The 19813-nt window shown below is 73.5% G+C and carries 13 protein-coding genes; 4 read left to right on the top strand and 9 right to left on the bottom strand.

Features of this window, described 5'->3' with window-relative positions; all coding sequences use genetic code 11:
- Positions 1-33 precede the first annotated feature (33 nt).
- The 4 genes from arcC to DYI95_RS07400 form a co-directional block, all read right to left on the bottom strand.
- Positions 34-1092, bottom strand: coding sequence for a carbamate kinase (gene arcC, locus DYI95_RS07385; RefSeq protein WP_243149674.1), 1059 nt, complete (start codon positions 1090-1092; stop codon positions 34-36).
- Between the two features lie 59 nt (positions 1093-1151).
- Positions 1152-1949, bottom strand: coding sequence for a cyclase family protein (locus DYI95_RS07390; RefSeq protein ID WP_116900417.1), 798 nt, complete (start codon positions 1947-1949; stop codon positions 1152-1154).
- Between the two features lie 105 nt (positions 1950-2054).
- Entirely contained in the window at positions 2055-3122 is a 1068-nt protein-coding gene (locus DYI95_RS07395) for a DUF2877 domain-containing protein (protein ID WP_116900416.1), read from the bottom strand.
- A 148-nt stretch (positions 3123-3270) separates the two neighbouring features.
- On the bottom strand, positions 3271-4614 hold the full coding sequence (locus DYI95_RS07400) for a uracil-xanthine permease family protein (protein ID WP_116900415.1): 1344 nt from the start codon (positions 4612-4614) through the stop codon (positions 3271-3273).
- Between the two features lie 332 nt (positions 4615-4946).
- Here DYI95_RS07400 and DYI95_RS07405 point away from each other — a divergent pair, with 332 nt between their 5' ends.
- Entirely contained in the window at positions 4947-6953 is a 2007-nt protein-coding gene (locus DYI95_RS07405) for a protein FdrA (protein ID WP_116900414.1), read from the top strand.
- A gap of 127 nt (positions 6954-7080) precedes the next feature.
- Positions 7081-8364, top strand: coding sequence for a DUF1116 domain-containing protein (locus DYI95_RS07410; protein WP_116900413.1), 1284 nt, complete (start codon positions 7081-7083; stop codon positions 8362-8364).
- Between the two features lie 125 nt (positions 8365-8489).
- Here the strand turns inward: DYI95_RS07410 and DYI95_RS07415 are convergent, their stop codons facing one another.
- From DYI95_RS07415 to DYI95_RS07425, 3 genes are all read right to left on the bottom strand, one after another.
- The gene (locus tag DYI95_RS07415) at positions 8490-10841 is read right to left on the bottom strand and encodes a xanthine dehydrogenase family protein molybdopterin-binding subunit (RefSeq protein ID WP_116900412.1); all 2352 of its coding nucleotides are present in this window, start codon (positions 10839-10841) and stop codon (positions 8490-8492) included.
- Between the two features lies 1 nt (position 10842).
- The gene (locus DYI95_RS12615; RefSeq protein WP_371731902.1) at positions 10843-11388 is read right to left on the bottom strand and encodes a (2Fe-2S)-binding protein; all 546 of its coding nucleotides are present in this window, start codon (positions 11386-11388) and stop codon (positions 10843-10845) included.
- A gap of 233 nt (positions 11389-11621) precedes the next feature.
- A complete protein-coding gene (locus DYI95_RS07425) occupies positions 11622-12518 on the bottom strand; it encodes a xanthine dehydrogenase family protein subunit M (RefSeq protein ID WP_116900411.1) in 897 nt (298 codons plus the stop codon).
- 265 nt (positions 12519-12783) lie between these two features.
- On the opposite strand from DYI95_RS07425, the gene DYI95_RS07430 reads away from it, so the two are divergent.
- Positions 12784-14919 carry a PucR family transcriptional regulator ligand-binding domain-containing protein gene (locus DYI95_RS07430; RefSeq protein ID WP_116900410.1) on the top strand — a complete coding sequence of 712 codons (2136 nt, stop codon included), beginning with the start codon at positions 12784-12786 and terminating at the stop codon, positions 14917-14919.
- Between the two features lie 30 nt (positions 14920-14949).
- On the opposite strand, the gene DYI95_RS07435 is transcribed toward DYI95_RS07430, so the two are convergent.
- Positions 14950-15807 carry an enoyl-CoA hydratase/isomerase family protein gene (locus DYI95_RS07435; RefSeq protein ID WP_116900409.1) on the bottom strand — a complete coding sequence of 286 codons (858 nt, stop codon included), beginning with the start codon at positions 15805-15807 and terminating at the stop codon, positions 14950-14952.
- Positions 15808-16113: 306 nt separating this feature from the next.
- On the opposite strand from DYI95_RS07435, the gene DYI95_RS07440 reads away from it, so the two are divergent.
- Positions 16114-18069, top strand: a complete 1956-nt coding sequence (locus DYI95_RS07440; RefSeq protein ID WP_116900408.1) for an acetate--CoA ligase — start codon at positions 16114-16116, stop codon at positions 18067-18069.
- 171 nt (positions 18070-18240) lie between these two features.
- On the opposite strand, the gene DYI95_RS07445 is transcribed toward DYI95_RS07440, so the two are convergent.
- Entirely contained in the window at positions 18241-19749 is a 1509-nt protein-coding gene (locus tag DYI95_RS07445; RefSeq protein ID WP_116900407.1) for an MFS transporter, read from the bottom strand.
- Positions 19750-19813: the final 64 nt, after the last annotated feature.

Here is a 19813-nt window from a genome sequence, read left to right on the forward strand (position 1 = left end):
ACGGGCGGCAGTCGCGCCACCGGCCTTCGGGCCTCAGGCCACGGTGGCCGCCGTGGCCGGCACCACCTGGGTGCCGGCCCGCCCGTCCACCACGTCCATCGCCCGCTCCAGCGGCCCGATGGCCGCCCGGCGGCCCGTGGCCTCGACGAAGCGAAGCACCGCCTCCACCTTGGGGCCCATGCTGCCCGCCGCAAAGTGGCCTGCGTCGCGGAAGGCAGCCAGCTCGGAGGCGGTGATCCGCTGGAGCGGCCGGGCCCGGGGGGTTCCCCAGTCAAGGGCGACGTGCTCCACGTCCGTCAGGACGAACAGGCCCGTCGCATCCAGCGCCACCGCCAGCCGCGCCGCCGCCAGGTCCTTGTCGACCACTGCGTCCACCGGCTCGTCGCCCGCCACGGGCACCCCGCCACCGCCGGCGGCCACCACGGTGACACCGGCCGCCACCAGCTGGGCCACCACCGCCACCTCGGCAATGGCCACGGGGTCAGGCGACGGCACCCGGCGCCGCCAGCCCCGGCCGGCGTCTTCCGCCACCACCCAGCCCCGCTCGCGGGCCAGGGTCCGCGCCACGTCCTCGGGGTAGAAGGGGCCGATGGGCTTGTCCGGACGGGCGAAGGCCGGGTCGTCCCGATGGACCAGGGCCCGGGTCACCAGCACCGCCGTGGGCCGCCGGATGCCCCGCCGTGCCAGGGCACGCTCCAGCGCTTGCTGGAGCATGAACCCCAGCAGCCCCTGGGTCATGGCGCCACAGGCATGCAGGGGCAGGGGCGGGACGCGGGCCGCGGCCTCTTCCTGCTGGATCAGCAGGTTGCCCACCTGGGGGCCGTTGCCATGGGTGATGACCAGGCGGTCCCCCCGGGCGATCAGCGCGGCCAGCTGCCCGGCGGTCGCCGCCAGGTTGGCCGCCTGCTCTTCATAGGTGCCCCGCTGTCCATGCCGCAGGATGGCGTTTCCGCCCAGGGCCACCACCCAGAGGGGCCCCCCGGCCCCGCACCCGGCCCCACCGTCATCGCCCGGCTGCGGCGATTCCATGCCCTTGTCCGTGCCGGAGGCGGGTCCGGCTTCCCCGGCCTGCCTGCCCTTCACGCCTGCCACGCCCCTTCTCCTGCCACGCCCCTTCGTCACCCCGCGAGCCGTGCGGTTGCCGCCGGGTGCTACGCCCCATGCTTCTGCACGAAGGCCACCACCCGGCAGAAGGCCGCCTCCCCGCCCTCGAACTTCCACGGGAAGCAGCCGATCCAGACCCGCTGGTTCAACACCCGGTCGATGTCCCCGCCCACGTTCTCCACGTGGACCAGGTCATGGGGGAAGAGGAAGTTGTGCATCAGCTGGAACTCGCGGTCGGGGAAGATCTCGTCCAGCGGCCGCCCCAGCTTGCGCTCCGCCTCGCGGGCCAGGTCGGGCCGCAGCTTGCGGATGATGGTGTTCATCGGGTGGTCGGCCGAGCCGGCGTCGATGCCGATCCACCGCAGTTCCATGGACAGGGCCCACTCGGCAAATTCCCGGGTCGGGCCGGGGTGCTTACAGAAGTAGCGCTCCTCGTCGGGGCGGTCACCGTGGTTGTAGTAGTGGTGGTAGCCGGTGTGGATGATCAGGATGTCCCCCTTGCGCACCTCCACCTTGCGGATGATGTGTTCCGGGGTGTAGATGTCGTAGTCCCCCACCTCGTCGCTGATGTCGACCACCACGCCCGGGCCGAACAGGCGGTCCAGGGGCAGGCTGGCGATGTCCTTTCCCCCGGTGATGAAGTGGATCGGCGCATCCAGGTGGGTGCCCACGTGCAGGGTGGTCTCGATCTTCTGGCCGCCCACCCGGTCGAAGGCGGGCCGCTTGATCCACTTCACCACCGGGCCGTCGTAGCCGACGAAGGCCGGGGTGTCCACACCCCAGGGATGGGACAAATCGATGAGCTCGACGTGACTGAGATCCACGGGCACTACGGGCTGGTTCATCGGCGCGCCTCCTTTACCCGGTTCGGAGCTGGGTTAGGGTGACGGCGGGGTGAACCCTTTGTGCTGTGTTCACAAGGGACAAGCGGCGGGAATGGGTCGAGCTGACTATCTGCCGTTCTCGCCGTGGGCCGGGCCGGCACCCCCCTGGCGGGCGTGGTCCCCGCCGGCATCCCGGCGGGCGGCCATCCACAGCCCCCAGGCCAGGTCGACCCCCGAGGAGTGGCCGGTGCGGAACAGGCGGCGGGCTGCACGGGGGACGGCAGGGGCGTCGCCGGCCCAGAGGGCGGCCAGCAGGCCGGCGGCCGGTTCCGGCAGCTCGCCGTCCAGCGCGGCATCCAGCAGGGCACGGCTGACGGGACCCGTCCGGCGGGCCGCCTCGTTGCGGAGCCAGGCCGCCCAGCGGTGAAAGGCGGCGGCCCCGCCACCGCCGCCCGGTCCGCCGGCGGTGGCCGGTTTCCAGGTCGGGCTTCCCGGCGGATGGGCCGACCTCCCCGGCCGGGCGCCGGCCCGCCAGGCCCAGTAGGCGCTCCAGCCCGCCAGCCAGTCGTCGCCCGACGGGGTCAGCCCCGGCCCGGCGCCCAGCAGGGCCATGGCAGGTTGAGCCGCCTCTTCCCAGCGTCCCGCTGCCACCGCCCTCTCCAGACGCGCCACTGCTTGGGCCAGGGGCTTCCAGCCCGGTGGCGGTGCGACCGCCAGCAGGTGGCCCAGCACGGCCGCGGCTCGGCGCCGGGCCTTGGCCGCACCCCGCGCCCCCCCGGGGGGAGACCACCGCCGCCACAGGCCAGGCGGCGGAATGGCCACGGCCGCGGCGCCCCTGCCCGCCTGCCCACCCCCTCGCCCCCAGCGGACCGGGTCGCCTACGGCCAGCCACCGCCGCCAGCCGCCGTCATGGGGCGCCGCGCTGCTGCTGCCAAGGGCGGGCATGCGGCCCGGTCCCGAAGGCAAGCGCAGGTGCCACGGACCCGGCGGCAAGGAGCCGTCGCCCAGGGCGATGACCGTCACCGGGGCACAGGGGGCCGGGGCGGCCGGGGGAGCCGGGACCCAGGGGCCGGGGGCGGGTTCGTCCCATCCGGCGACGCCCTCGGCGTACACACCCTGCCGGTGCACCGCGACCACCCGGCCTGTGAAGCGAGGGGGCACCCGGCCGCCGGCTTCGGCTTTCCTGCCGTCCACCGCCCGGGCACCCCCTTGTCATAGTCCCTGACCGTACCCCGGGGATCGTACCCCGTCGCCAGTTCGGCCGCCTTCATTCGCCGGTCCGGCCGGCATTCATTGCCACAGCGCGCCGTCGGCCCGAAGGCCGCGCACCGCCCCGCCGCCTTCAGTCGTCGCCGCCTGCGGGCGAGGGCGCGGGTTCCGCTACACCCGCTTCCTGTCCCGCAGCGCGGTTCCGGTCGAAGGCGACGAAGATCAGGTTGAGCAGGATGCCCGCCACGGCCGCCGTGGCGATGGCCGGCAGCTTCATCCCCCAGATGGGAATGTTGCCGCCCTCGAAGGCGTTGCCGCCCAGGCCCACCACCAGGATCACCGCACCGATGGCCAGCTGCCGCGGGTCAAAGAGGTTCACGCGCTCGGACATCATCAGGGCGATGCCCTGCATGCCGATGACGCCGAAGAGATAGATGGCCAGCCCACCGGTGACGAACTCGGGCAGCGTGCCCACCAGGGCCGACAGCTTGCTGAAGAAGCCCAGGATCATGGCAATGGCGCCGGCCGCGATGAGCACCGCCGTGGAATAGTTCCTGGTGATGGCCATCAGGCTGTTGTTCTCGCCGTAATTGGTGCCCGACGACGCCCCCAGCATGCCATGCACGATGTCCGCCAGGCCGTCAAGGATCAGGTTCAGGCCGATCAGGTTCTTGATGCGCAGCGGGCGCTGCCGCTTCTCCTCGGCCAGGCGGTCGATGTACAGGCTGATCTGGTACAGGTGGGCCGTGCTCTCGGGAATGGTGGCGATGGCGATGGGTGCGATGGCCAGGATGGCCTGCCAGGCGCCGGGCGCCGTGAAGGCCGGCAGCTGGAACCTGGGCAGGGCGAACCACGGGGCCTCCAGCACCGGGGTGAAGTCCACGTGGCCGGTGGCAGCCGCCACCACGTAGCCGCAGGCGGCGCCCAGCAGAACGGGCAGCATGCCCAGGAGCCCCCGCCCCTGCAGGTACACGGAGAACAGGATGGTCAGGACCAGGGTCAGCAGGGCGATGCCCCAGTTCTTCGAGGCCATGTCCATGGCCGTCTTGGCCAGGGCGATGCCGATGACGATGGCCACCGCCCCCGTCACCGCCGGCGGCAGCACCCGGTCGAGCCGGGCTTTGCCGGCCCGCTGGATGAGCCACCCGCAGATGGCGTTCAGCACGCCCGTGGCCACCACGCCCACCTGGGCCACGGCGAGCCCCCAGGTCTGAGCCACCGACTGCACCGGGGCGATGTAGGCGAAACTGCCGCCGTAGTAGAGGGGGATCCGGCCCCGGGAACCCACCACGGCCACGATGGTGGCCAGGCCCGAGGCAAACAGCGTGACCCCCACGTCAAACCCCGTCAGGATGGCCACCAGCACGGTGGCCGGGAACATGGTCAGCACGTGTTGAAAGCCCAGGCTGACCAGTGCGCCGAAGGGCGGCCGGTCCTGGGGGAGATACCCCACCACCCGTTCCCGCTCTGCCGCCATTACGCAACGCCCCCCTGGGAGATGCCCGGCACCTCCCCTACATTATGGAAGAACCCGCCCGCCCCTGGGCCGCGCCCGCCGCGGGCGCGGCCCAGGGGCGCACTTCCGGCGCCATTCGGCACCGGGAGGTGACTTCCTCTTGGCGACCATGCGTTCGCCCCGAACGGTTCGCCGCCTTTGTTGCCGTTCCGCAATCACCTCCATGACAGTTTGTGTGGCTTTCACCAAAGATCGGACCGCTCCTCCGGGGAAAGGGGATCCCACCAGCCCCTGCGGAGGGCGGTCGCCGCGGCGCACCGCCCTCCGCAGGGGGGCACGGGAGGCGCGTCCCGATGACAACCCTGCCACCGCCCGGGCAGGCCGCGCTCGTCCGCAGCCTGGTCCGCCCGGGATCCTACTTCGACTCCATCACCCTGATGCAGCTGCAGCGGCGCTTGCGGGAGATGCCGGGCATCGAGGAAGCCGGAGCCGTCATGGCCACCGCGGCCAACAAGCAGCTTCTCGCCATGGCCGGCCTGCTGGACGAGGTGGGGGCCGCCGCGGGTCCCGGCGACCTGGTGGTCGCCGTCCGCGGCGCCGACCCGGACCGGCTGGAGGCGGCGCTGGGCCAGGTCGACACCCTGCTGGGGCAGCGCCCGGGTGCCTGGGGCGCCGCCGGCCGCCCGGCGCAGGCGGCCGGGTTGGTCCCGCCCGGCCCGGCGGGGGAGGCCACGGGAGTCATGGCCCGGGAACCCGCCGGCCCGCCGCCCCGCACCCTGCGCCAGGCCGTGGCCCTGCTGCCCGGCGCCAACCTGGCCCTGATCTCGGTGCCCGGCCGGTTCGCCCGATGGGTGGCGGAAGAGGCGCTGGATCTGGGCCTGCACGTTTTCTGTTTCTCGGACAACGTCCCCCTGGACGACGAGGTGGCCCTCAAGGCGCAGGCCGCCCGCCGGGGGCTGCTCTTCATGGGCCCCGACTGCGGGACCGCCCTGATCGCGGGGACGGGGTTGGGGTTCGCCAACGCCGTGCGGCCCGGACCCGTCGGCATCGTCGCCGCCTCGGGCACCGGCCTGCAGGAGGTGGCCTGCCAGCTGGATCGCCTGGGCGTGGGGGTGCGCCACGCCATCGGCACCGGCGGCCGCGACCTGCACGAGGCGGTGGGCGGTGCCACCTTCCGGGCCGCCGTGGCGGCCCTGGCCCGCGACCCCGGTACGCGGCTGATTGTGGCTCTATCTAAACCGCCGTCGCCGGCCGTCAAGCAGCAGGTGCTGGAGGCCCTAGCCACCTGCGGCAAGCCGGTGGTGGTTCACTTCCTGGGTGAGCCGGACCAGCCCTGCCCCACCCTGGCCGCCACGGCCCGGGCGGCGGCGGCCCTGGCGGCTCAGGACGCCCGGACGCGGGATCCGGCCCCCCGGGCCGCTGGCGGCTCGACGGAGTCGACCGGATCGCCCGGCGCCGGCCGGCAGGCGGAGATCGAAGCCGGGGAACTGCTGGCCCAGGCCCACCGGCTGGCCTCCCGGCTCCACCCGGACCAGCGCCGGGTCTGGGGCCTGTACGGCGGCGGAACCCTCTGTTACGAGGGACAAGGGCTGGTGGAGCGGCTGGCCGGGCCCGTGGCCTCCAACGCCCCTCTCCCCGGCCGGGCCGCCTACCGGCCCGGGGAGCCCGTCCCCGCCACCCACCTGCTGCTGGACCTGGGAGCCGACGAGTTCACCGCCGGCCGGCTCCACCCCATGCTGGACGCCGAGACCCGGCTGCGCTACCTGGCCATGGCCGCCCGGGATCCGTCCGTGGCCGTGGTCCTCCTGGATGTGGTCGTGGGCTACGGCGCCCATCCCGACCCCGCGGGCGAGCTGGCCCCGGCCATCGTGGACGCCCGGGCCGCGGCGGCAGCCTCGGGCCGCCACCTGGTGGTGGCCGTCGCCCTCTGCGGCACGGGCGCGGATCCCCAGGGCCTGGCGGAACAGGCCCGGCGCCTGGAGGCCGCCGGGGCCGTGGTCCTGCCTTCCCACGCCGAGGCCGCGCTGCTGGCGGGGTGTGTGGCGGCTCTGGCCGCCGGCAGGGCCATCGATCCGGCCGGCCTGCACCGCTGGCTGGTTCCCCGGGGGGATGCCGTCCTGCCGGCCGCCGCCGGACCGGGCAAGACCCCGCCCACCGGGACCGCCGCCGGCACCGGGACGGCTGGCGGGGACGACCCCTCCGGCGGCCTGCTGCAGGGCGTGGTGGCCGTCAACATCGGCGTGCCCCTCTTCGCCGAGAGCCTGGCCCAGCAGCAGGTGCCGGTGGTCCACGTGGACTGGCGCCCGCCGGCCGGGGGCAACCCGCGGCTGCTGGAAGCGCTGCGGCGACTGCGCAGCTGAGGAAGCCGGCCTGCCTGGTGCCGGTTCCCGCCTGCTGCGTTACCGCCGCGAGCCCCCGGCCGCCGGGGACCGGCCGCCACGGGCGTCCTGGGAACCTGCACGGACAATCCACGGGAAGGTGAGCGCCGTGTCGCAGGTCGATACTGCCAATGCCGAGGCCCTGCGCCGTATCCTGGAGGCTCACCCGGTGCTGGTGGGGGTAGCCCCTGCCGGCCGGGTGGTTCCCGGCCTGACGGAAGGCGTGATCCTCCACGCCGGCCCGCCCATCACCTGGGACCGGATGTCAGGCCCCCTGCGCGGTGCCGTGATCGGCGGCATCCTCTTCGAAGGCTGGGCCCGGACGGAGGCCGAGGCCGTCGCCCTGGCCGAAAGCGGCCAGATCCGCTTCGAGCCCTGCCACCACCACCAGGCGGTAGGGCCCATGGCCGGGGTCACCACCCCCTCCATGCCGGTGTGGGTGGTAGAAAACCGGACCTTCGGCAACCAGGCCTTCTGCAACCTGAACGAGGGGCTGGGCAAGGTCCTGCGCTACGGGGCCTACGGCGAGGAAGTGCTCCAGCGCCTCGCCTGGATGCGGGACGTGCTGGGCCCTGCCCTGGCGGCGGCCCTGGAGTCCCTGCCCGGCGGCCTGGACCTCAAGATGCTCATCGCCCAGGCCCTGCACATGGGGGATGAGGGCCATAACCGCAACAAAGCGGGATCGGCCCTGCTGCTGCGGGCCCTGGCGCCCGCCCTGGCCCGGAGCGCCGGGGCAGGCCGGCCGGGGCTCGGGGACCGGCTGGCGGAGGTGTTCGACTTTCTGGCTGCCAACGAGATGTTTGCCCTGAACCTGGTGATGGCCGCCTGCAAGGCCACCATGGACCCCGCCCACGGCATCCCGGCTTGCTCCCTGGTCACCGCCATGGCCCGGAACGGAACGGACTTCGGCATCCGGGTGAGCGGCCTGGGGGACCGGTGGTTCACCGCTCCCTCCCGCGTGCCCCGGGGCCTGTACTTCCCGGGCTTCAAGGCCGAGGACGCCAACCCCGACATCGGCGACAGCACCATCACCGAGACCGCCGGCCTGGGCGGTTTCGCCATGGCCGCCGCGCCGGCCATCGTCCAGTTCGTCGGCGGGAGCCCCCGGGACGCCCTGCAGGCGACCCTGGACATGTACGCCCTCACCGTTGGGGAAAACCCGGCCTTCGGCATCCCCGTGCTGGACTTCCGGGGCACCCCGACCGGCATCGACATCCGCAAGGTGGTGGAAACGGGCCTCCTGCCCCGCGTCAACACCGGCATCGCTCACAAGGAGGCAGGGGTCGGCCAGATCGGCGCGGGGCTCGTGGAGCCCCCCATGGAGTGTTTCGAGCAGGCCCTGCTCGCCCTGGCCGACAGCATCGACCCGGAGTCCCAGGCTACGGGATCCTGACGAATCCCTGGCTGGCTCGGAGGGACCGGCAGGTGAGTCGTCCGGTGGCGCCGGTACAGCAAGGGCGGCCCTGAGGGGCCGCCCTCCATGCTCGTCTGGGCAATCTAACATGCGGGTCCGGGCCTCTAACCCGCCTGTTCCGCTGGCGGCCTCTCGGCCCGCGCCTCCCGGATCCGCTCCGCCAGCCAGTTGGGGTCGATGGGCATGTGATCGACCCGGATTCCGAAGGGCTTCAGAGCATCTTCAATGGCGTCGGCGAACAGGGCCGGCACGGGGATCACCCCCGCCTCCCCCGCGCCCTTGATCCCCAGGGGGTTCAAGGGCGAGGGCGTTTCCACATGGGCCGTCTCGATGGGCGGGATCTCCGCAGCCGTGGGCAAGAGATAGTCCATGAAGGAGGCGTTGAGCAGCTGGCCGTGCTCGTCGTACATGAGCCGCTCGTAGAAGCAGCCGCCGATGCCCTGGGCTACGCCCCCGTGGATCTGCCCGTCCAGGACCAGGGGGTTGATCACCTTCCCGCAGTCGTGGACCACCACGTAACGCAGGAAGCGGGCCATGCCCGTTTCCGGATCGACCTCCACCAGCGCCGCGTGGCAGCCAGCGGCAAAGGTGCCGCGGGGCGGGGCGTAGTAGCCGGCGGCTTCCAGGCCGGGCCCCTCCCACTCCTCCGGAATGGTCCCCCGCAGGGGGTTGGCGGACCGGGCCACGTCCCCCAGGGCCACGGCCCGCTGGGGCGCCCCCTTGACCCGCACCTTCCCCTCCGCCAGCTCCAGGTCTTCCGGCCGGCACTCCAGAAGCCCCGCCGCCACCTGGAGGGCCTTCTCCCGGACCTTGACCGCCGCATTGTAACAGGCGTTGCCCGCCACCACCGCCCCGCGGCTGGCGAAGGTCCCCGTGCCCCAGCCGAACAGGGCCGTATCGCCGGTCACCACGGTGACGTCCGACGGATCGACCCCCAGCTGCTCGGCCACGATCTGGGCGAAGGTGGTGGCGTGGCTCTGTCCCTGGGTGCCCACGCCCGTGGCTACGAAGACCTTGCCGCTGGGTTCCACCGTTACCCGGGCGCCCTCGTAGGGGCCGATGCCCGTCCCCTCCACGTAGAAGGCCACGCCCAGGCCCACGTAGCGGCCCTCGGCCCGATACCGCTCCCGGACCTCCGGCCAGCGGTCGTATCCGATGAGCTCCAGGCACTTCTCCAGCACCGCGGGGTAGTTGCCGCTGTCGTAGACCAGGGGCGCGTTGTCCTGGTAGATCAGGCCCACATCGTAGGGGAACTCGTGGGGCTGGATGAAGTTCCGCCGCCGCACCTCGTTGGGGTCGAGGCCCAGGTGCTCGGCGATGCGCTTGATCACCCGCTCCATGACGAAGACCCCGTGGGGCCGCCCCGCCCCCCGGTAGGGGCTGGTCTGGGTCTTGTTGGTGTAGACCGCCTTGAACTCGGCCCGGTAGTGGGGGATCTTGTACGGCCCCGGCAGGGTGCACTCGGCCACGATGGGGATGATCAGGCCGTAGGCGGCATAGGCGCCGCAGTCGTGGAGGAACACGGTCTGGAGGGCCAGGATGCGCCCCTGGTCGTCAAAGCCCACCTCCACGTCGTGGATCTGCAGCCGCTCGTGGTTGGTGGCCACGAAGTGCTCCCGGCGGTCCTCGATCCACTTGACGGGCCGGCCCAGGCGCATGGCCGCCCAGGGGATCAGCACCTCTTCGGGGTAGAACATCATCACCTTGCAGCCGAAGCCGCCCCCCACGTCGGGGGCCACCACCCGCACCCGCTGCTGGGGCAGGCCCAGCGTCTCCGCCAGCCCGTTGCGGATGGGAATGGGGGCCTGGGTGGAGTCCCAGACCGTCAGGCTGCCTTCCTGGCGATCGAAGTGGGCCACCACGCCCCGGGTTTCCAGAGGGGAGGCGGCCCCCCGCTCCAGGGAAAAGCGGGCCCGGATGACGTGGGGCGCCCGGCGAATGGCGGCGGCGAAGTCGCCGCGTTCCTGCACGTAGTGGGCGGCTATGTTGTCCCCCAGTTCCGGGTAGATCAGCGGGGCACCGGGCCGCGTAGCCTCCTCCAGGTCGACCGCCGCCGGCAGGGGCTCGTACTCCACCTCGATCAGGTCCAGGGCGTCTTCGGCGATGTAGCGGCTCTCCGCCACCACCAGAGCCACCGGCTCCCCCACGTGGCGGACCACCCCCGGCGCCAGGGCGTACTGGGTCCGGGCCCGCAGGGTGGGATGGGGGATCAAGAGGGGCAGGGGCCCGGCCAAAGGCCCCAGGTCCTGGTTCGTCCACACGGCATGGACGCCGGGCAGGGCCCGGGCCCGGGAGGTGTCGATGCGGAGGATCCGGGCGTGGGCGTGGGGGCTCCGCAGGATGGCCGCGTGCAGCATGCCCGGCAGGTGGACGTCATCGACGTACAGGCCCCGGCCGGTCAGCAGGCGGGGGTCCTCGTTGCGCGGAACCGGCAGGCCGAAGGAACGGGTGGTCATCTCAGGCGCCCTCCCCTCCCGCGGGCTGGTGCCGCGGCACCGCGGGCACCCCGGTCTCCGCCAGCAGGCGGGCCGCCCTCTTGACGGCCGCCACGATGTGCTGGTAGCCCGTGCACCGGCACAGGTTGCCCGACAAGGCCTCGCGGATGGCCGCCTCATCGGGGTCGGGGTCCGGGTGGTCGCGGAGGAACGCGGCCACCGTCAGCAAAAACCCCGGCGTGCAGAACCCGCATTGCAGGCCGTGGGTCTCGCGGAATGCCTCCTGGACGGGGTGCAGCCTTCCGCCGGGGGAGGCCAGGCCCTCCACGGTGGTCAGGTGGGCGCCGTCGGCCTGGACGGCCAGCAGCAGGCACGACCGCACGGGCTCCCCGTCCCAGAGCACGGTGCAGGCGCCGCAAACCCCGTGCTCGCAGCCCACGTGGGTGCCGGTCAGCTCCAGCTCGTGGCGGAGGAAGTCGGCCAGGAGCATCCGCACCGGCACCTGCCGCCGGTAGCGGATCCCGTTGACCCAGACGGTGATCTCCCGCCGGGGTTCGGCGGCCTCCAGGGCCCCGGAGGACTGCGCCCTGCCGGCTGCAGCCGCCGGCGAGCCGGGTTCCACCTCCCGGACGCCCCCTTCTCCCGCCGCCCGCTCCAGCCCGCCAGGGGCCTGCCCCGGCCGGCCCCCCGCGTCCGGCCGGGCCTCCGCCGGGCCCGCCGGCTGCCGCGCGGCGCCCGCCGGGTCCATCGCCGCGTGATGCGGCGCCGGTTCGCCGGTCCCGAAACCGTACCGTTCTGCCGTCACCGGCCCTCACCTCCGCCGCTCGCCGGCACCACGGCCCGCCGGGCCGCCTGATCCAGGGCCCGGCGCGCCAGCACACCCGCCAGCTGGCGCCGGTAAGCGGAGCTGGCGTGCAGGTCCGAATCGGGTTCGACCTCGTCTTCCACCAGGGCGGCCGCCTCCTTCCAGGTGGCCTCCCCGGGTTCCCGGCCGGCCAGGAAGGCCTCGGCCCCGCGGGCCCGGCAGGGGACCGGTCCTACCCCCGCCAGGCCGAGCCGGGCCCGGGCGATCCGGCCCTGGGCGTCGAGTTCCACCACCGCCGCCACCGCGGCCAGGGCAAAGTCGCCGTGCCGGCGGGCCACCTCCACGAAGGCCCAACCGGCGCCCGGCGGCAGGTGGGGCAGCCCGGCACCCACCAAAAGCTCGGTGGGCTCCAGGGTGGTGGTGAAGTAGGTCAGGAAGAACTCGGCCGCCGGCACCTCCCGCTCGCCTTGCGGCCCCCGGGCTCGCACCACGCCGTCCAGGGCCACCCAGACCGCAGGAATCTCGGCGGCCGGGTCGGCGTGGGCCAGGCTGCCGCACAGGGTGCCCCGCTGGCGGATGGCCGGATGGCCGACCCAGCCCATGGCCTCGGCCAGGAGCGGGCAGTGGCGGCGCACCAGCTCCGACCGCTCCACCTGCCGGTGCCGAACCAGGGCCCCGACCTCCAGCCGGTCGCCGGCCAGGGTCAGGGAGTCGAGCCCCGGGATGCGGTTGATGTCGATCAGCGCCGCGGGCCGGGCCAGGCGGAAATTCAGGAGGGGAATCAGCGACTGCCCCCCCGCCAGGATCTTGGCCTCACCCCCGTACCGGCCCAGCAGTTCCACGGCTTCGTCCAGCGACCGGGGGTCGTGATAAGCAAACCGCGGCGGCTTCATGGCACGTCCCTCTTTCTCCCGCCCATGGCCGGGCGCGTTCCCGGCCCCTCAGGGTACCGGAGGGTTCGTCCCGCCGGGCGGTCGCCCCTTTGGTGGGTTTTCCTAAAGACCCTTGAGGAGAGTTAGCGATTTTTTACGAGAACGCCGGGCTTCATGGCAGGAACCCGCCGGTCGCCGGGCCAATGACCCTCTTCATGCGGGGAAGCCCGCTTTAGGCAGGGCAAGCCGCTTCATCCGAGGTAAGCCGCCTGGGGGAGGGGTGCGGATGACGGGGTTTGCCGGCGGCAGCCCGGGTCCCGGCGGGGCCGCCGACGCCGTGACCCTGGCCGAGGTGCTGCGCCTGGAGCCGCTGCGCGAGATCAGGGTGCTGGCCGGGAACGGATCACTGCACCGGCCGGTGCGCCTGGTGAACGTCATCGAGGTGCCCGATATCGTCGACTGGGTGCTGGAAGGCGAACTCCTGCTGACCACCGGCTTCACCTTCCGGGACGACCCGGGCCACCTGGCGAAGCTGATTCCCGGCCTCGCGGCCAAGGGAGCGGCGGGCCTGGGCATCAAGCCCCGCCGCTACATGGCCGAGGTCCCGGGTGAAGCCATCCGCCAGGCCGAGGAGTGCGGCCTTCCCCTGCTGGAGATCCCCTACCATCTCTCCTTTTCCGAGGTCATCGGCCCGGTGATGCAGGCCATCGCCCACCGCCAGGCGGCGGCCACCCTGGCCGCGGACGGTCTCCAGCGGGAACTGCTCGACCTGGTCCTGCGGGGGGCGAGCCTGGACGACCTTTGTGCCGCCGTGGCCCGCCACCTGGCTCGCCCGGTGTGGATCGAGGACGCCGCAGGAGCCCTGGTGACCCAGGCCGTGCCGGGGCTGCCGGGCCCGCCCCCGTCCCTGCAGGAAGGCGGTACCCCAGCGACCGTCACCCCGGACCCCGCGGCCGGCCTTCAGCGCGGCCCGGCCTGGCGGGTTCCCGTCGCCTCCGGCGGCCGGTTCTTCGGGACCCTGTGCGCGGCGTCGCCCGGCCGCCCTCCCCTGGCCGTGGAGGCCGGCCTGCTGGAGAGGGGGGCCGCCATTCTGGCGCTGCAGTGGGGCAAGCAGGCCGCGGTGGTGGAAGTCCAGCGCCGCTTCCGGACGGAGTTCCTGGACCGGCTGCTGTCGGGCGATCTCCCCCACCCGGCGGAAATGGCGGAGCGGTGCCGCGCCCTGGGTTGGGACCTGAACCGCCCCCACACCGTGGTGGTCTTCGGCCCCCTGGCACCCCCCGGCCCCGGACCGGCGGCCGGTCGTCCGGACGCGGCCGCCGGGCAGCCGGCCCGCGGGAGCGCCGGTTCGTCCCCCCGGGACGAACCCGGCCCGGACCGGGACCTGCAGCCCCTGCTGCGGGCGGTTGAGATGGTGCTCTCCATGGAGGGCGGCGAGCCGGTGGCCGGCATCCGCGACGGCCTGGTGGTGGCCCTGATCCCGGGCGACCCGGCGGATCCGGCCGGGCGCCACCGCATCCTGACGGTGGCCAAGGCGGTGCTGCGTTCCTATGCCTCCAGCACCGGTGCCGCCCGGGGGTCGCGCGGCCCGCTGCCCGCCGGCCATGGCCCCGCGGCCGGCATCCCCCCTGCCACCGGCGGCGCTCCCGGACCCGACGTCCGGCGGCCGGTCCGGGACGGCGGGCCGGCCGGGGCGCCCGGCGGGGGACCGTCCACCGGCTGGGGGAACGGGACGGCGGCGGCCGCCGCAGGTGTAGGGCGGGTGGCACCCGGCCCCACTGCCCTAGCCCGCAGCTACCGGGAGGCTCGCACCGCCCTTCAGGCAGCCCGGGCCACGGCCGCCCACCGGGACGGCAGGGCCGAGCGGACCGGCATCGCCGGGCGGGCCGGCATCCCCGGGCGCACCGCCGCCGGCACCTCCGGCAGCTCCCCCCGGCGCGCCCCTGCCGGCATCCCGGGCGGCTCTCCCGGGCGCGCCGCCGGACGAGCCCCTGAGGCCGTCCAGTTCTTTGCCGAACTGGGCATCCTGCGCCTGCTGCACCACCAGCCCCGGGAGGAACTGGCCGGCTTCGTGGCCGACCACCTGGGCGCCCTGCTGGCCTACGACCGCCGCCATGACGGCAAGCTGCTCGAGACCCTGGAGGCCTACTTCCGTTACGGCGGCAACATGAAGCGGATGGCGCAGGCCCTCTACACCCACTACAACACCGTGGCCTACCGGCTGGGGCGGATCCGGCAGATCACCGGCCTCAACCTGAAAGACCCCGACCAGCTGTTGAGCCTGCAGGTGGCTCTTCATGCCCTGCCGTTGCTGGACGGCATGCCGGCATGGGAAGGGCCCGCCCGGGAACCGCGCGACGCCGCAGCCGGCGGCCCGGGTCCCGGCCGGCCCTCCCTGGGACGGAGCGGCCAGGAAGGTCCGTGAGCCGGCGGGCCCCTTGGGTCACCGCGGCGCTTAGGGCCGGTGACCGTTGCGCTCCGCCGGATCGGGGGAGCGGGGCGAATCCGGGGAGCGCGCGGGGCGCGGCGGGCGGGCCGCCCGGTCGAAGCGCGGCGCCCGCTTCTCGAGAAAGGCCCGCACGCCCTCGCGGAAGTCGTCCTCGTCGATGTAATAGGGCACCGGCTCGCCGGCCGGATCGGGCGGCGGAGCGGGCTGGGACAGCAGCACCGAGCGCTTGGCTGCCCGGATGGACGAGGGCGAGAGGCGGGCCATGTTCTCCGCCAGCCGGCGTGCGAAGGGGTCGACCTCTTCGTGGGGCACCACGTGGGTCACCAGGCCCACCGCCCGTGCCTCGGCGGCGTTCAGCAGGCGGCCGGTGAAGAGCAGGTCCTTCGCCTGGTTGGGCCCCATCAGGGCCACCAGCCGCCGGGTGAATTCGGGGCTGAGCATGATGCCCAGCCGGGCGACCGGCATCCCCACCTGGGCCCGCTCCGAGGCAACCTGGAGGTCGCAGGCACAGGCCAGCTCGAAGGCCGAGCCCAGGGCGTAGCCGCCGATGGCCGCGATCACCGGGTACGGCAGGCGCTCCACCTTGCTGATGGTCTGCTCCATGGTCAGGAAGCAGCGCCGCACCTCGTCGATGGTCATGGTGGAGAACTCCTTCAGGTCCGACCCGGCGGAAAAGGCCCGCCCGCCCTCACCCCGCAGGATCACCACCCGCAGGTCGCTGTACCGGCGGGCTTCCTCCGCCAGCCGGTCCAGGATGCCCCCCAGATCCCGCCACATGGCGAAACTGATGGCGTTGTGCTGCTCGGGCCGGTCGATGGTGATGGTCACCACGGCACCGTCCTCGTCGACCCGCAAAAACCCCATGCCCTCGCCCCCTTCCACGGCCCCGGTGTCCCGCCGCAGCGCCGCGCCGGTCCGGCCGGCGCCGCATCCATGTTCACTCCCGGCGCTTTCATCCTCGGCGCTGGCCGTCCAGCGCCCGGTGACCGGCGGGACTTCCGAAAGGGTTCCACCAGGGACCCAGCAGACCCTTGTGAACCCTTTACAACCTTGGCGGCACCCCTTCGGGCCGCCCGGCCCTGGCAGGAAAGGGCAGGCCGGATCCCGAATGGCCGCCGCAGGATGACGCGGGGGCGGGGTGCCGGCCCGCCCCCACCGGGGGGGAGCGTCATGGACGGGATGCCTTCCGCGGCCGCCCCGGCCCCGGGGCCGGGGCTCAACCCGCTGGTGCGGCGGCGGGTCGAGGAGGGCCTGGCGGACTGGGAGGGATTCTGGGCCCGCGAAGCCCGCAAGCTGCCCTGGTTCCGCCCGTGGGACCGGGTCTTCCAGCCCGAGCCGCCTTCCTTCCGCTGGTTCGCCGGGGGCCTGACCAACCTGGCCCACAACGCCCTGGACGTCCACCTGGAACGGGACTGGGGCGGCCACGCGGCCCTCATCGCCCTGAACGAGCGGGGCGAGCGCCGGGTGTACACCTATGCCCAGCTCTGGCACCAGGTCCGGCAGGTGGCGGCCGCCCTGCGGGGACTGGGCGTGCAGCGCGGCGACCGGGTGGCCCTCTACATGCCCACCATCCCTGAAGCCATCTGCACCATGCTGGCCTGCGCCCGCATCGGCGCCATCCACATGGTGGTGTTCGCCGGCTTCGGCAGCGCCGCCCTGGCCCAGCGCATGCAGCTGGCCGGGGCCCGGGTCCTGGTGACGGCCGACGTCACCTGGCGCAAGGGCCGGGAAATCGACCTCTGGGGGCTGGCCGTGGACGCCCTGGCCACGCCGGGCTGCCCGGTGGAGCGGGTGGTGGTGCTGCCCCGCAGCGGCCGCCACCTCGCCCTGACCCCGGGCCGCGACATGACCTGGGACCAGTTCCTCTCCCTGGCCGCCGATGGCTCGCCCGAGGTGGAGTTGATGGAGGCCAACGAGCCCGCCTTCATCCTCGCCACGTCGGGCACCACGGCCCAGCCCAAGCTGGTGGTCCACAGCCAGGGAGCCTACCAGGTGGGGGTCTACAACGCCGCCACCATGGGCTTCGGGCTCCGGCCGGGAGACATCTGGTGGTCGACCTCGGACATCGGCTGGATCGTGGGCCACGGGTACATCGTCTACGCTCCGCTGCTGGTGGGATGCACCACCATCGCCTATGAGGGCGCCCTGGATCACCCCGGGCCCGAGACCTTCTACCGGATTCTGGAGGAGAACCGGGTGACGGGAATCTTCACCGCACCCACCGCCGTGCGGATGCTGATGGCCTACGGCACCGAACCGGCCCGCCGGTTCGACCTGAGTTCGGTGGAGCGCGTCTTCTGCGCCGGCGAGGTGCTCAATCCCCCGGCCTGGGACTGGCTGCAGAACCGGGTGTTCGGCGGGCGGGTCCCGGTGATCGACCACTGGTGGCAGACGGAGACCGGGGCACCGGTCACCGGCAACCCCTACGGCATCAGCCTGCTGCCCATCAAGCCCGGTTCGGGGGGCATCGCCCTGCCGGGGCGGGAGGTGGAGGTGCGGACGCCGGAAGGGGAGCCCTGCGGCCCTGGCGAGAAGGGCGTCCTGGTCATCACCCGGCCTTTCCCCGGCTTGACGGCAGAGCTGTGGGGTGATCCCGAGCGGTACGCCTCCGATTACTGGGGGCGCATCCCCGGGGTCTATTTCACCGGCGATGCGGCCGCCATGGACGAGGACGGCTACGTCTGGTTCAGCGGGCGCAGCGACGAGCTCATCAAGATCGCCGGCCACCGCATCGGCACCATCGAGGTGGAAACGGCCTTCCTGCGCCATCCGGCCGTGGCCGAAGCGGGGGTGACGGCCCGCCCGGACCCGGTGCGGGGCGAGGTGATCGTCGCCTTCATCGTCCTCAAGAAGGGCCACGAGCCGTCTGCCGCCCTGCGGGAGGAGCTCATCGCCACCGTCCGGCACCACCTGGGCCCCGTGGCCGTCATCGGCGACCTCCACTTCGTGCCCCTCCTGCCCAAGACCCGCAGCGGCAAGATCATGCGGCGGGTCCTGGAGGCGGTGGTGCTGGACCGCGACCCCGGCGACATCTCGACCATCGAGGATGAAGGGGCGGTGGAGCAGGCCCGCCAGGCGTGGCAGGCCATGCGGGCCAGCCTGGAGTCGGACGCGGCCGGGACCTGACGGGACGAACCGGCCCCTCCGGCCGTGGCACGGGGGGCGGTATCCGTGGCGCAGGGCCCGGGGAAGGTCCAAAGCCCCCCGGGCCCGGGGACGGCCCAATGCCCCTTGGGGCGTCACTTCCGGGGTGGCCCGAACAGGGCTTAGCGGGCTTGCGGGCCCGCGCCGGGCGCTTCACCGGGCGGCGGGGGCTCCGGCTCCGCCCGCCGCCCGGCCTGCCGGCGCCGGGCCGCAGGTGATCCGGGGACGCCGGGCGCCGCCTCCCGCACCCAGGGCCCCAAGGCCAAACACCGCCGCCGCCAGCACGCCCAGGGCGGCCATGGCCGACCAGAGGAGCTCCGGCCCCCCCTTGCCCAGCAGCGCCCCGCCGATGGCCGGCCCCAGGGTCCAGCCCATCCCGAAGAGCAGGCTGGCCGCCGCCTGATAGCGGCCGCCCTGGCCGGGCGGGGCCATGGCGGCGACCCCGGCCTGCAGCAGCGGGGTGAACATGATCTCGCCCACCGTCAGCACCGCGAAAGCCACCAGGAACAGGGCGACGGGCTCGGCCACCAGGATCAGCAGTGCCGCCACCGCATAGAGCAGCGCCGCCAGCACCCGGCGCGGCCGCGGGCTGTATCGCTGCAACCACCGGGTGGCGGGGTACTGCAGCAGGGCGATCATCGCGCCGTTCAGCGTCCACAGCCAACCATACCAGGAGACTTCGCCGAACCGCTGGTTCAGGTCCAGGGGCAGGTTCGACCCCATCTGGCTGTAGATCAGGTTCATCACCAGGGCACCGGCGGCCAGCTGCCAGAAGGCCGTGTGGGAAAGGGGCGGGAAGAACGCCAGGAACCCGCGTAGGACCCGGCGGCTCAGCCCGGTGCCGCCGTCGGTCCGGCCGGAGGAGCGGGATGCGGAAGGCGGTTCGACCGCCTCGGGGCGACCCGGCCCCGTTAGCCCCATTTGGGTCCTCGTTGCGACCGCCCGTTCGGATGCCGCTCCGACCGCCCCGCGAGGGTCGCCCCGCGCCGGCGCCGGTTCGGCCTCCCCGAGGCGATCCGGCCGCGCAGGCGCCGGCGCCGGTTCGGCCGGGGCCGCGTTCGTCCCCGGCGGCTCGGTGGCCGGAACCGGCCGGGTCCCGGTCCCGGCAGCAGCCTCCCGCAACGCCGGCACCCACCGGGCCACGATGGCGGAAAACGCCAGGAAGGACAGGCCGTCCAGCAGGAAGATCAGCCGGATGTCCCGCTGCACCACGTAGGTGCCCAGCACCGGCCCGATGGCGATGCCGGCGTTGGACAGCAGGTTCATGATGCTGTAGGCCTCTTCCCGCCGGCGCGGCGGCACCATAAGCCCCGCACCGTGCAGCAGGGCGGGGAACGATCCCCAGACCATGGCGCTCATCAGGGCGTAGCAGAAGGCGAAGGTCCACGGTCCCGGCGCCCAGCCTGCCAGCGTCACCGCCACCCCGGCGCCCGCCAGGCCTGCCACCACCACGGGCTTGAAACCCAACCGGTCCGCCAGCCAGCCCGCCGGCATCCGGGCCACCAGGGAGAACAGCCCGGCCGTGCTCATGATCAGGCCTACCTGCTCCGGGGGAAGGCCGTGGACCCGCTGGAGGAACACGGCGATGAAGGGGAAGAAGAAGCCGTCGCCCAGGGCGCTGATGAACCGCCCCGCGGCCAGGGCCCAGAAGGCCGGGGTCATCCTTCGCTCCGTCTCCTCTCCGCCGGCCGGCGGTGGCCGCGCCGGCAGTCTACGACTGATGGTA

Source organism: Thermaerobacter sp. PB12/4term (assembly GCF_003403315.2).
GTDB lineage: Bacteria > Bacillota > Sulfobacillia > Thermaerobacterales > Thermaerobacteraceae > Thermaerobacter.